We start from the raw sequence: 13851 nt of genomic DNA, 5'->3' as shown, positions 1-13851 counted from the left end.
TATTAATAATTGTTTACATCATCCTGTGCTCCGGGCCCGGCCCACCGCCGCCGTCAAATCTTCTTCCCGGACCGTCTCTGGGAGGCATCATATCTTCTTGTGTAGTACCCCCTTTAAAAATATTGAACCGGTATACGAAATGAACCATAAAGTAACTCGTAAGCGTATTGGTAGTCGTATCGCGTATATAGTTGGATGTCACACTTCTGGTGATATTACTGCGTTGTTGCAGGATATCATATATCTTAAAACGGATGGTGCCGTTCTTTTGTTTAAATAACGTTTTCTGTAAGGAGGCGTTCCATAACCATTCATTTTGCTCAAAACCATCGGCATAGCCCGAATTGGTGGAGTAATTGATATCGCTCTCCAACGTCAGGTCCCACGGCAGATAGATCGCGGTGTTGGCACTTCCTCCATAGTTGAAATACTGCTGGTCGATCTGGCCTTCAAGACTGTTGGTCACATTGTTGAAATTGACATTTCCGCGGAGGGAGAAGTCGAACAGGTCTGAACGGTAGTTCAGTCCAAGCGATTCCGCCAGAGAAACCTGTCTGTTCGTATTTTTGTCTTCATCGGTAAACTCCTTTGATTCGTCCTCTCCGGTAATCGACTTGGAGTATCCGTATCCCTGATTATATCTGGCGAACGACATGGAGAAAACGGAAAACTTGATATTCCTCAACGGGATATTGAACATCACACGTCCGTCTGCATTCCAGTTCCCCGAAACATTCAGGTAAGTAGCTTCCTTACGCCCTGTGGTCACATCGGTTATGGTGGCGGTCACGATATCGTTTGTCATATATCCGCCATTCAGAAAAGCCGACAGGGAACTGGCTTTTTCCGGATTCGACCGTTGGTAACGTAGATTGAACCGGTGCTGGAAGGAGGGTTTCAGATCGGGATTCCCATAGCGGATATTCAACGGATCGGAAACGTCTATTACCGGTGAAAGCTGTGTTACCGAAGGTTGATCAGTACTTCCCCAATAACGCAAACGGAGATTGTGCGTCCGGCTCCAGCGATAGTTGAACTGCGCCATGGGGGCGTAATTGACCACGTTCTGCCTGGTATCATGTATGAGGTCGGTTCCTATAAACGTTTTACTGCGTGAGCTGGACGGTTCCATCGAAAATCCGAACATATAGTCGTAGTTCTCTCTTACTGCTCTGAAATTCACTTCTATTTCCTGATTTCTGAAATCATTTTCAAGCCGCTTGCTATAGAGTGAATCCAGGACCGTATAATCTCCCGATTCATCCTGAGTACGCGTATCTTTATCAGACTCCGACATATTCTGGCCATACTCGTATGCCAACTGAAGAAAGTTATTTAGGCCTATCGGTTCCACATAAGAAAAATACATTCGCCAGGAGGTATTGTCGCTTGTGTTCGTAAATCGCTGATCGATAAGATCATCGGGGCGTATTCCGTTATAGAAAGTACCGGAGACACTGGTTCCCTTGTTTTCCGATTCACCTCTGTTTGCACGCAATTGAGCGCTCAGCACCCGCCCTTCTTTTCCCAGTTTGCGGCTTATATCCAAATTCCCGCCATAACTTTTCCCGTCCCCTTCTGAAAAATATTCCGAATTACCGTGATTGATGGTATCGCCCGACAATTCGTTCCTGGTATGAAAACTCCCTTTTTCGTTACGGTCATTGTTGTAAAATGAGACATTCGGCCGGAAAATAATGGTTGTGGCTTCATTAGGATTCCATTCGAGCCTGAGATCCGTATTAAAATTCCGACCCCTGCTGTTCGATCGGTTGTTCTCATTTTCCAGTGTATTTCCTGCACTGAGGATATTTTGTGTGAACACATCAGACTGCACATCGGTATCGGTGGAACCATAACGTACATTACCTCCGATCTTGAATTTCGAAGAGAGTTGTGTGCTGAAATTACCGCCTAAGTTTAACGAAGTAGATATACCATCTCTCGACCCGAACATCCTGCCCCTGCCTCCACGGCCGCCCATATCGCCGAACATGGCTCCCGCCAGGTCGGAGAACCCGGCATTATTGGTATTGTTGATACCTCCGAGAAATGTAAATTGATCTTTATTTTTCATGTAATTAACCATGCCGTTGGCTTCATACCTCTCTTTGCTTCCATACCCGGCGAAGGCATTACCGAATAGCCCTTCCTTCATACCGGGGCGCACCAGCAGGTTGATCACATTCTCTTCTTCGCCGTCATCGAAGCCGGTCATTTGCGCCATCTCGGTTCTTCTTTCAAGCACCTGCAGCTTTTCTACCATCTTTGCCGGGAGATTTTTAGAAGCCACCTTAGGATCATCGCTGAAGAACTCCTCTCCGTCGACCAGTATTTTGGTGATTTCCTTCCCGTTCACGGTGATCTTTCCCTCACTATCGATCTCCACACCGGGCATTTTTTTCAGCAGATCCTCTATTACAGCGCTCTCAGTCACCTTATAGGAATCGGCATTATACTCCAGCGTATCTCCCCTTACGGTAATTTCCGGAGCTTTTGCGGTGACCACTGCTTCCGACAAAAGGATATTATCGTTTATCAAAGCAATATTACCTAATTGTAAGCGCGGGTTGGATGAGGTCACCTGCACATCCCGAAATATGTCGTGATATCCGATGTAAGAGATATGTACAATATAGGCCCCGCTCCTTACCGGTATGGTGAAGAGTCCTTTTTCATCGGATGCCTTCCCGGTGACAAAAGTGCTGTCAGCCTGCCGGAGTATGCGTATATTAGCCATCGGCACCGGCTCCTCCGATTCTTTATCTGTCAGCTTTCCCGAAATGGAACTGTCGGTCTGTGCCTGTGCCACCATAGAAAAGACAGACAACGAAACAAAAATCACCAAAAAACAAATCTTTTTCATCATAAAAACCGTTTCAAAAACCCGCTCTAGCGCTACACTTAAATCACTTATCTGAAAAGGGATTATATCTCCCGTTATTTTTATCGGTTGAATATTTGAATTCGCGACAAAAATAGCACAGTTGGCAGGCTTCCGCAAAAGAAATAGATAAACTCCCCTATTTTGTCGACCAATAGCCGCTTTGGAGCGATCAAGCGTGAGAGCGGCAGAAAAGAAAATAGCTATTTGTCTTCATTATTTGTAAATTATTTATAATTTTGCCGGCAAATCAACTGTCATATAAGAATTTTAACAGATTGTATAACAACAATTATTCCATTTGATCATGCTGAAAACATTAAAAAGTGAAGATTGGGTTTCAACACTTATCGGTGCGGTTATCCTTGCATTGGTGATCTTTTTGCCGTCGATAATGAAGAATTATGTGTATATGCCGCTCGTGATAGCCATACTTGCTTATCTGGGTTACCTCTTTATGGGGAATAAGGATAAGGGAGGATTTCTGCTCTCCTTTGTGGTTGTGTATGCGCTCGCCTGGCTGGCGGAATATATTGCCGGCCTTAGCCCCGTTAAAACAATTGGCTTGGAGTCCGTCTTTTTCGCCGTACTCATCGGGTTGCTTATCCGCAATACGGTGGGTTTACCGAAATGGCTGGCCCCGGCGGTGAAAAGTGAATATTATATCAAGGCTGGCCTGGTGATCCTGGGCAGTTCTATCCTTTTCAACGAGATCATGAGGGCCGGTGCATTGGGTATGGTGCAGGCATTCATTGTGGTGTTATCCGTCTGGTATTTCAGTTTCTGGATATCTACCAAAGCGTTCAGAATAGACAAAGAGATGTCTATGTTGTTATCAAGTTCCGTGTCCATCTGCGGGGTTTCGGCTGCCATCGCAACGAGCGGCGCCATTAAAGGCGATCCCAGAAAACTTTCGTTCGTGATTTCACTGGTACTCATCGTGGCTATTCCCATGATGTATCTCCTGCCCTATCTGGCGAAATGGATGGGATTAAGCGAGGAGATCGCGGGCGCCTGGTTGGGCGGCACCATTGATACGACGGCTGCGGTGGTTGCTTCCGGAAAATTTATCGGTGAAACCGCCGAGCAATACAGTGTGATCATTAAATCGGCGCAGAATGTGTTGCTGGGAGTAGCTGCATTCATCATCTCCATCTACTGGTCTTACAAGGGTACCAACAACGATATCCGCCCTTCCGGCAGCGTGCTTTGGGAACGGTTTCCGAAATTCGTACTCGGCTTCCTGATCGCTTCGCTGATCTTCAGTTTTGCCTTTGATGCCGAAACCGGTAAAGAATTGTCGCGCGTGGCAAACAGGGGCGCCCGCGGACTGCTTTTCTCCCTGGCGTTCGTATGTATCGGACTGGAAACGGACTTCCGTTATATCTTCCGGAAAGAAAACGCCAAATATATCTGGTCGTTCCTTACAGCACAAACTTTTAATATCCTCCTTACCCTGTTGGTTGCATGGTTACTGTTCAGAAGTATCTGATCAGAGTTCTTTCGCCAGTTTCAGCCAGAGAAAGGCCGCCCTATCGGTCGAGATATCGCCCCAGGAGTCGATATGAAATTCGAAGCATGTCGCCGATGCCGTGGGAAGGTTATCGAGACGCACTCCCAAATCGTTGATCAGGTCCGTTACCCCGGGGTTGTGCCCTACATAGAGGCAACGGTTCACCTCATCAGGCAATTTGGAAATCACATTCAGTATCCAACGGGAGGGAGCGAAATAAAGATTCTGATCGGTTCTGATCTCTTCCTGCGGATAACCGAGACTTTGTGCAGCCAGTATGGCGGTATCATGCGCCCGTCTTGCGGATGAAGAGAGTATCAGGTCGGGTACACCCCATTTTTTCAAAATAAACGCTCCCATATCGGCGGCGTTTTTACTGCCGCGGTCGGTAAGAATGCGATCGTAATCGTCTTTGGCCATTGTATCCTGTTCGGCTTTACCATGACGTAAGATAACAAGTTGTTTCATATAGTTTTGCCTTATTGGTAGTGCTGTAATATTTTTTTAACGGCACAAAAGTAAGGATAATTCCTGATTATCCGAATTTATCAAACTTTTATTCCTGTTTTTACGTTCTATCACAAATATTCTGACTATGACAAAAAAGATACTAAAGAGAATCGGCCTGATAACCGTAGCTATTCTTTTGTTGTTGGTCGCCGGATTTCTTTACCGGATATTCTTCAGGCCTTCCTATGCCGGTAGCGGGAATATATTGGGTATCTTGATCTTCGGGCTACTCATCGGCATTCTCATTGCCTGGCTTTTGTTTCAACTCTGGAATATGCGAAAAAACCGATTCGGTACCGCCACCGCCTCTCATACGGTTGTCGAGGGCATAAAACGGGTTTTCAAGATCGTAGTGGCCGAAGGACAACTGAATGAGATATACAATTATGAGAACACAAAGAAGCTGCTGAAGTTCATCCCTTCCACCAAAAAAGCATTGGTAATTGTGCGCGCAAAAGTGCTGATAGGTTACGATATCGAAAAATGCGGATGGTTGATCGATAAAGAGAAAAAAGAGATCCGCCTGCTCGACTTTCCCAAACCGGAACTCCTTTCCGTAGATTGCGACTTCAACTACTATTATTTCGAAGATGACCTGTTCAATATCATCGGAAGAAAGGATCTGCAGCAGATGCAACTCCTGGCAAAAGAGCAGGTGAAAAAGGCCGCATTGCAAAGCGGATTGATGAAGATCGCGGCCGACCAGATGAAGCTGCTTCTTGAGGAAGTGACGGCAGCCAACCGGTGGGCTCTCAAGAACACCGAACTGATCGATGACTACAGGATCCCCCCTGAGCAGGAAAAAGAGGATTCCGAAGAAGAGAGGCCTCTGTTGAAGCAGGGAAACCTGCTCGACAAGGCTATCCGGTTTTTCATCTGATAAAATAATTGATTTTCAAAGGTATCGTATGGAACTTTTTCATTAAGCAATGAGCGGAAGTCAGGCAAGCTTGACTTCTGCCGTTGCGAGAAAAAGTCTACCGCAACCATACCGAAGCGGATCAATCCCAGTGCAGGATCACTTTACCACACTGTCCTTCCTCCATCACATCGAATCCTTTCTGAAAATCATCCACACCGAAACGGTGAGTGATAATGGGACTCAAATCCAATCCGGAGATGATCATCTGTTCCATCTGGTACCAGGTCTCCCACATTTCCCGTCCGTAAATACCTTTCAGGGTGAGCGCCTTGAAGATGATCTCGTTCCAGTCCACCATAGCCCTTTGAAATATTTACCGTAAGGGTAGCGCCCATTTTCTTGGCAATATCCAAACGGTATTGGCTCAGGTCGCTCACCACGATATAGCGCGCGCCGGCAAAACGGCAGATAGCGGTAGCCATACTGCCTATCAGTCCGGCACCGGTGATGAGCACATCTTCCGCGATCAACGGGAAAGAGAGGGCGGTATGTGTAGCATTGCCGAACGGATCCATGATAGAAGCAATCTCATCGGGTATACGCGGGTCGAGCTTCACCACATTCGAGGCAGGCAGGGAAAGGTACTCGGCAAATGCGCCGTCACGATTCACTCCCACTCCAATGGTGTTCTCACAAACATGCAATTTTCCGCGGCGGCAGTTGCGGCAGTGTCCGCAGGCAATATGCCCCTCGCCGGTTACACGATCACCCACCTTCAGATTTTGTACGCCGCTGCCCATATCCACGATTTCACCGACATATTCATGCCCGATGGTCATAGGCGTCTTGATGGTTTTTTGGGACCAGTCGTCCCATTTATAAATGTGGAGGTCGGTACCACATATAGATGTCTTTTTGATCTTGATAAGTACATCGTTCACACCGATCGACGGAACGGGCACTTCTTCCATCCAGATACCTTTTTCGGGACGTAATTTCACCAATGCTTTCATATATTTTCAGAATAAAGAATAAAGAATAAAGAATAAAGAATAAAGAGTAAAGAGTGAAAAACTAAGAACTAAGAGTGAAGGATGATATGATAATCAGCAGAATTAATCAACAAATCATCACATCAACTAATTATCAAATTAATTTCAGTTTTTTTCCTATTTTGATAAATGCTGCGATCGCCTTGTCGAGGTGTTCACGTTCATGGCCTGCGGATAGCTGTACACGGATGCGCGCCTCGCCTTTCGGCACCACGGGATAGTAAAACCCGGTCACATAGATCCCCTCGCCGAGCAGATCGGCGGCAAATTCCTGCGATAGTTTGGCATCATAGAGCATTACGGCGCAGATGGCCGATTGAGTGGGTTTGATATCGAAATTCGCCGCTTTCATCTTTGCCACGAAGTAGTCCACATTCTCATGCAGCTTGTCCTGTAGTTGATTGGATTCCTGCAGCATATTGAACACTTCCACACCCGATGCCGCCACCATGGGAGGAATAGAGTTGGAAAAGAGGTAGGGGCGCGACCGTTGGCGCAGCATATCGATGATCTCCCTGCGGCCGGTGGTAAATCCGCCGATAGCGCCGCCGAATGCTTTACCCAGCGTTCCGGTGATCACATCCACATTGCCCATCACATCATATAATTCGGTCACCCCTTTTCCGGTCTTACCTACCACCCCGGCGGAGTGGCTTTCGTCTACCATTACCAACGCGTCATATTTTTCCGCCAGTCCCATAATTTTGTCGAGCGGAGCCACATTCCCATCCATAGAGAAGACGCCGTCGGTGGCAATAATGCGGAAGCGTTGTGCCTGTGCCTCTTTCAGTTTTTCTTCCAGATCATCCATATCGGCGTTGGCGTAGCGATAACGTTGCGCCTTGCAGAGGCGTACCCCATCGATAATGGATGCATGGTTCAGCGCATCGGAGATGATGGCGTCTTCATTGGAGAAGAGCGGTTCGAAGAGTCCTCCATTGGCATCGAAGCAGGCGGCATAGAGGATTGTATCTTCGGTTTTGAAGAAACGGCTGATAGTCGCTTCCAGTTCTTTGTGATAATCTTGCGTACCACAGATAAAACGCACCGATGACATGCCGTAGCCCCGCTCATCGAGGGCCTGCTTTGCCGCATCGATCAGCCGTGGATTATCGGACAATCCGAGGTAGTTGTTGGCGCAGAAGTTCAGTACTTGCTGCCCGGTTTGGACCTTTATTTCGGCTCTCTGCGGCGAAACGATGATCCGTTCGTTCTTGTAAAGCCCTGCCTCCTCGATCGATTTCAATTCGTTCTGCAGGTGTTGTTGCATTTTTCCGTACATATCTTTTCTTTTTTATAAGTCAGGTTATTCTTCGTCTGTTGCCTCATCGAGCAATGATTGAGGCAGTGGCTTCTTTACTTTCACGCCCAGTTCGCGTAGTTTTTCGGCCTGCCCGATCAGGTTTCCCCTACCCGACTTCAGCTGGCTGTAGGCATTTTCATAACTTCGCTTGGCCCTGTTAAGATGGGTTTCTATATCTGTGAGCGAGTCCACAAAATTTACCAACTTGTCGTATAGCGCCGCGCCGCGCTCGGCAATATCCATTGCGTTCCGGTTCTGGTATTCCCGTTTCCACAGATCCACGATCAGCTTCAAAGCGGTAATGAGGTTGGTGGGGCTAATAAACAGTATTTTTTTCTCATAGGCGTATTGCCAGAGGTTTTCATCATATTGTAATGCCAGGCTATAGGCCGGTTCGTTGGGGATGAACAACATTACGAAATCGAGCGTATCTGCGTAATCCTGATAGCTTTTCCGGCTTAGCTCATCTATATGCTTCCGTATGGAGCGCAGATGTTCGTCGATATATCTTCTCTGTTCGCCCGGATCATCGGCGCCCACATAATTGGCATATGCCGTAAGCGAGACTTTCGAGTCGATGATCACTTTCCGGTTGTCGGGATAGGCGATAATTACGTCGGGCCGCATCCTGGAACCGCCCTCTCCGGTGAAAACGTTGCCGTCGGTATCTTTCAGGGACTCCTGCACAAAATATTCCCGACCTTTCGCCAATCCCGATCTTTCAAGAATATTTTCCAGGATCATTTCACCCCAGTCCCCCTGTGTCTTTGAACTGCCTTTCAAAGCTTTGGTCAGGTTGTTGGCCTCAGTGCTAAGCCTGTCATTCAGTTCGCGCAGGTTCTTCACTTCCTGTCCGAGTGAAAAACGCTCTTTCGACTCGGTAATATAAACCTCTTCCACTTTTTTACGGAATGATTCGATATTCTCGCCGAACGGCTTGAGGATGGCATCCAGATTATTCTTGTTGAGATGGGTGAATTTCTCGGATTTCTCTTCCAGTATCCTGGAAGCTATATGCTCGAACTCAAGGTTGAACTGTTTTCGTAATTCGCCGATCTCCGTCTTCTGATTTTCCAGTTTTTCGAGTAACGACCTGTTTTCGGCAGTGAATAGAGCCAACGACCTGTTTATCTCGTTGCACTCATCGGTCTTGGCCTTCAATTCCTGCCTGGACTGCTCCATCTCTTCCTGGTAATTTCTGATGGTCTCCTGGGCGGCATGCAGATTGGCCGACAAGGTTGCTCCGCCGCGTTCGGCCTCCAGCAGCTCTTTCTGTAACCGACCGATTATCTCCTCCTGTTCCCTTATATCGCTTTTCAACGATGCTTCATCTTCCTCCATTCCGGTCATCTTCTCTTTCGACAGGGCCAATTCGGTATTCAATGTATTGTACCTGTCGGTCAACGCATCAAATTCACTTTTCGGAACCGTTTTCGACTTGTTCTGCAACGAAGCGATAATCCATGCAAGGACTCCCCCCGCCAAAAAACCGATAAGAAGGTAAAGGATATTCATACGATCACATCAATACATCTATTTCACACTCCCCAATACGTGTCCCATTCTCTTTTTCTTGGTCTCCATATAAAAATGGTTATACTCATTGGGGGTAATTTCGAGCGGTACATTCTCCACCACCTCCAGTCCGTAGGATTCCAGGCCGACACGTTTGGTGGGGTTGTTGGTCATCAGGCGCATCTTTTTCACTTCCAGGCTCCGGAGGATCTGTGCGCCTACGCCGTAATCCCGTTCATCCGCCTGGTAACCGAGATGGAGGTTGGCATCCACGGTATCAAGCCCCTGCTCCTGCAACTTGTAGGCCGCCGCTTTTGCCATCAGCCCGATTCCGCGCCCCTCCTGATTCAGATAGACAAGTACGCCTTTTCCTTCCTTTTCGATAAGCTGCAACGCTTTGTGAAGTTGTTCGCCACATTCGCAACGCATCGAACCGAAGATATCTCCGGTGACACATGATGAGTGAACACGCACGAGGACCGGTTCATCGTCGTGCCATTCCCCTTTGATCAGGGCTACATGTTCCTGACCGGTGGCTTTCTGCAGGAAGGGGATCATCGTGAATTCACCGTATTCCGTGGGAAGTTGTACCGCTTCCCCCCTTTCGATCAACGACTCCGTCCGGAGCCGGTATTTTATCAGATCAGCTACGGAGACGATCTTCAGATCGAATTTCCGGGACATCTCCATCAGTTCGGGCAGGCGCGCCATAGAACCGTCCTCATTCTTGATCTCGGCAAGGGCGCCGGCCGGGTAGAGTCCCGCCAGACGGGCAAAGTCGATCGTCGCCTCGGTATGGCCTGCGCGACGCAGTACCCCTTTCGTCTGCGCACGAAGGGGGAAGATATGTCCCGGACGGCCAAAATCTTCGGGCGCCGTCTCTTTGCGGGTCAGCGCCAGGATGGTTTGCGCCCTGTCGTAGGCCGAGATACCGGTAGTGCATCCGTGCGTAAGCAAGTCGATGGAAACGGTAAACGGGGTAGAATGTATCGATGTATTGTGTGAAACCATCATCGGCAAGTCCAGTTCTTCGGCACGCTCTTTTGTGATAGGTGCACAGATCAGTCCCCGTGCATGGGTTTCCAGAAAATTGATTTTTTCGGGTGTGATATGTTCTGCTGCAATGATCAGATCGCCTTCATTTTCCCGGTCTTCATCGTCAACCACTATAATAAAGTTGCCTTTTCGAATCTCTTCAATGGCTTCATCAATGGTATGTAATTGAATTTCTTCTTGCATTTGTATATGGATTGTTTTTTATGCTAAAGCTATTGTCTCCGGCTCGTACGTGCCGTGTAAAATATTTATTAATTCTCCGCTCAACCGTTGAATATTCCTCAGGTCTTTCCTGATAGTCCATTCAAGGGGAACCGAGAAGAGTCTGAGAATGATCCCTACAGGGAAAAGATACATACAGATTTTAGACGGGATTGAACCGGTATTGAAAATCCTCACTATATTGAATATTACAGGAAACTCTTCCGCTTTTGCCAATACCTCTAATTTACGGGAATTAGACAGGCTGTTGAGGATTATCTCCAGTGAACTTCTGAGAGACCGCAACTCCTTGTTGTAGTTGGTGTCAGTCCAGTAGTCTTTGTAAGAGAGACGGCCGTATCTGTCAAGAAACCGATCGATCCCCTGCGATAAATCCGACAACGATTGTGAAATCTCTTTATAGTCCGGCTTCTCAATGATCACACTTTTCACCAGGTATTTTCTCTTATCACGAATAAAAAAGAGCCTTTTAAAGAAATTGACGTAGGTATCGGCATTCATGATTACTGAATCGTTCATCGCCTTATAGGTAAGGAATATCCCTATAGGCAGCAAAATGAATGAACTGAACCACATGCCGAACCAATGGGCCCATACACCGTCGCGGGTCATTTTATACCCCACATTTTCAACGATATAATAAATAATAAACAGCATGACCGAGATAACAATGGGCGTTCCCAATCCTCCCTTTCTTACAATGGAACCCAGCGGGGCACCGATAAAAAAGAATATCAGGCAGGTGAACGGAATGGTAAATTTCCGGTGCCATTCCACCCAGTGCCGGTTAATCGTCTTTTGCGTGGTGGTTTTATTGAGCGACCTGAAGAGGAACTCATTGCTGTTATTATCTGCTTTCATGAAAGCATTCTGTAAAATAACGGATTGGTCGTTCAGTTCTTTTGACTGCAGCAGAGTGTCGGGAGCCGGCACTTCAACGGGTGCAAGCAAGGCGGCGGAAATCAGGGAATCTTTCTTTTCCGCGGGATAACTGTTCCGGAAAGAGAGATAGGAGTAGTCTTTCATCATTTTCCTGTCCACCAGGTTCACACTGTCCAGGACCAGGGACATGGAGTCGATGGAGACTCCCAGTTCCGACAAGTTTTTGGATACGTAGTTACTCGTGGAGCTGCCTTCGATCACTTCTTCCCCCATACGATTGAAGTTGGCATCATAAGCGATCATCATGGTCTTAATATCGAAATTCTCCCGTGTATAAGGTACAAAATCCTCATTATAACGTGAAAAGGAAGAGCCGCCCTGTTGGAAGTTCCGAAACTGCTGGCCGCTGTACATGGTAAAGATGAGCATCTTCTTGTCTTCTGTCATACTCATCTCGGCAGAATCACAGATAATCACCGCCATATTGTTGAATCCGCTCGCCACATCATAGATCAATACATTGTGCAACATTCCCGTTTGCCGGTCTTTCTTTTCCACATAGAGATTATAACCGTCAAGCTCTTTATAGAATACACCTTCGGGAATTACCAACTCAGGGGAGGCCTGCCGTATGGAAATGAGCAGCGAATAATTTTTAGTCTGTATTTTCGGGAGTACGTTATTCTGGTAGAAAAAGGCACCCACCGCAACACCCAGGATAAGGATGATAAGGGGCTTCATGGCTGTCAGCAACGGAATACCGGCCGATTTAACGGCCAGCAATTCCAGATTCTCACCCATATTCCCGAACATCATCAGGGAAGCCAGCAGGATCGCCAATGGCAACGCCATGGGAACAAGTGTGAGGGCGGCATAAAAAAACATCTCACCGAGCACACTCAGTTCCAGCCCTTTGCCGACCATATCCTCCACATATTTCCACAAAAATTGCATCAATACCAAAAAGAGGCATATGGCAAAAGTCATCAGAAAAAGCGGGATATAGGTTGTTAAAATATAACCGTCTAACCGCTTTATGTGGAAAAATCTACTCATTAAAAATGGACAAAATAAGAAACCCGTTTAATTTTATGACAAAGATAATAAAATCAAACGAATTGTGGTTTTGTAAAAAGAAAGATGAGAGATATCGCCGGAAGAAAAGATCAGATTCCCAATCTTCTTTTCATTTCATCGATTTGAGACTCCCAGAGGGCGATGGCATCTCCTTTTTCGTCCGGTTCGGCAAAATCGGTTATTTCAAGTGTCATATCACCCGACAGATCAAGTTTATGCAGCAGGAATTCGAAATAATGATTTTCATCTTCCTCATCGAGCCATCTGTACCGGATGCTTGATTGTGGTTTCTTATTAATAATCTGGGCTTCATTATCGGTTTTTCCCCATATGAAACGGTAAACAGTCTCTGTTTCATCCATCGACACCTCGTCTGCAAACCATTCCGAAAGGCCGTCAATCTGACTGATCATACGCCATAAACTATTCTGGGTCGCGTTTCCCATCAGGAACTCGATATGAAATTTCTCTTTCGACATCTATCAATTCAAAACAGGCTCACAATATACGATTTTTTTTGAATCTATCATCAAAACTATCTGTTAATTTTTAAATGGACCCCAAGGTTATTTAAAAACAGAACCTAAATTGTTTTAAAACAACTTCCCCCGGCGCCCTGAAACAGTAATTACCTGTCTCGGACACCGGGGGAGTTATAGACCGTAAAGTTTACTGTACGGGTATGTATTCCACAAACGCCTCGATTGCTTCGTAGGAGGCCAATCCCAATTTCCAATACATATCTGCGGTAGCCCGGTTCCGTTCTTCCGAACGTTGCCAGAACAGCCTCTCATCATCTCCCAGGAAGGGAGCGCTCTCCATTTGGGACTGGTGCCTGAGGATAGCATTCCTTTTCTGTCGGAGCTCCTCGGGAGAGAGAGGAACCGCCATCTCTATATGGTCTATCTCCCACTCCATCCATGCACCGCGATACATCCAGACCCGGCAATCACTGAACCAGTCATCCTCTTTTAT

Annotated in this window: 9 protein-coding genes and 2 pseudogenes; 2 read left to right on the top strand and 9 right to left on the bottom strand. The window is 46.9% G+C overall.

Annotation, left to right across the window (positions count from 1 at the left end):
• Nucleotides 1–13: 13 nt before the first annotated feature.
• On the bottom strand, nt 14–2869 hold the full coding sequence (locus Q0502_RS03930; RefSeq protein ID WP_298647375.1) for an outer membrane beta-barrel protein: 2856 nt from the start codon (nt 2867–2869) through the stop codon (nt 14–16).
• Nucleotides 2870–3191: 322 nt separating this feature from the next.
• Here Q0502_RS03930 and Q0502_RS03925 point away from each other — a divergent pair, with 322 nt between their 5' ends.
• Nucleotides 3192–4376, top strand: a complete 1185-nt coding sequence (locus Q0502_RS03925; protein ID WP_298647372.1) for a putative sulfate exporter family transporter — start codon at nt 3192–3194, stop codon at nt 4374–4376.
• On the opposite strand, the gene Q0502_RS03920 is transcribed toward Q0502_RS03925, so the two are convergent.
• Nucleotides 4377–4865, bottom strand: a complete 489-nt coding sequence (locus Q0502_RS03920) for a histidine phosphatase family protein (protein WP_298647370.1) — start codon at nt 4863–4865, stop codon at nt 4377–4379.
• Between the two features lie 127 nt (nt 4866–4992).
• Here Q0502_RS03920 and Q0502_RS03915 point away from each other — a divergent pair, with 127 nt between their 5' ends.
• On the top strand, nt 4993–5787 hold the full coding sequence (locus Q0502_RS03915; RefSeq protein ID WP_298647369.1) for a DUF4230 domain-containing protein: 795 nt from the start codon (nt 4993–4995) through the stop codon (nt 5785–5787).
• A gap of 121 nt (nt 5788–5908) precedes the next feature.
• Here Q0502_RS03915 and Q0502_RS03910 read toward each other — a convergent pair.
• The 7 genes and pseudogenes from Q0502_RS03910 to Q0502_RS03880 form a co-directional block, all read right to left on the bottom strand.
• Nucleotides 5909–6782, bottom strand: a pseudogene (locus tag Q0502_RS03910) (L-threonine 3-dehydrogenase).
• A 133-nt stretch (nt 6783–6915) separates the two neighbouring features.
• A complete protein-coding gene (gene kbl, locus Q0502_RS03905) occupies nt 6916–8103 on the bottom strand; it encodes a glycine C-acetyltransferase (RefSeq protein ID WP_298647366.1) in 1188 nt (395 codons plus the stop codon).
• A 24-nt stretch (nt 8104–8127) separates the two neighbouring features.
• Nucleotides 8128–9639 carry a DNA recombination protein RmuC gene (gene rmuC / locus Q0502_RS03900; protein ID WP_298647363.1) on the bottom strand — a complete coding sequence of 504 codons (1512 nt, stop codon included), beginning with the start codon at nt 9637–9639 and terminating at the stop codon, nt 8128–8130.
• Between the two features lie 18 nt (nt 9640–9657).
• Entirely contained in the window at nt 9658–10878 is a 1221-nt protein-coding gene (locus Q0502_RS03895; protein WP_298647361.1) for a bifunctional 3,4-dihydroxy-2-butanone-4-phosphate synthase/GTP cyclohydrolase II, read from the bottom strand.
• 18 nt (nt 10879–10896) lie between these two features.
• Nucleotides 10897–12855, bottom strand: coding sequence for an LptF/LptG family permease (locus Q0502_RS03890; protein WP_298647358.1), 1959 nt, complete (start codon nt 12853–12855; stop codon nt 10897–10899).
• 110 nt (nt 12856–12965) lie between these two features.
• Nucleotides 12966–13355, bottom strand: a complete 390-nt coding sequence (locus Q0502_RS03885) for an START-like domain-containing protein (RefSeq protein ID WP_298647355.1) — start codon at nt 13353–13355, stop codon at nt 12966–12968.
• A 190-nt stretch (nt 13356–13545) separates the two neighbouring features.
• Nucleotides 13546–13851, bottom strand: a pseudogene (locus tag Q0502_RS03880) (glucosamine-6-phosphate deaminase); the annotation flags it as partial.

It is taken from the genome of uncultured Proteiniphilum sp. (assembly GCF_937873925.1).
Classification (GTDB): domain Bacteria; phylum Bacteroidota; class Bacteroidia; order Bacteroidales; family Dysgonomonadaceae; genus Proteiniphilum.
The sequence above is the reverse complement of the archived record's forward strand: the minus strand, read 5'-3'. Positions and strand labels throughout refer to the sequence as shown.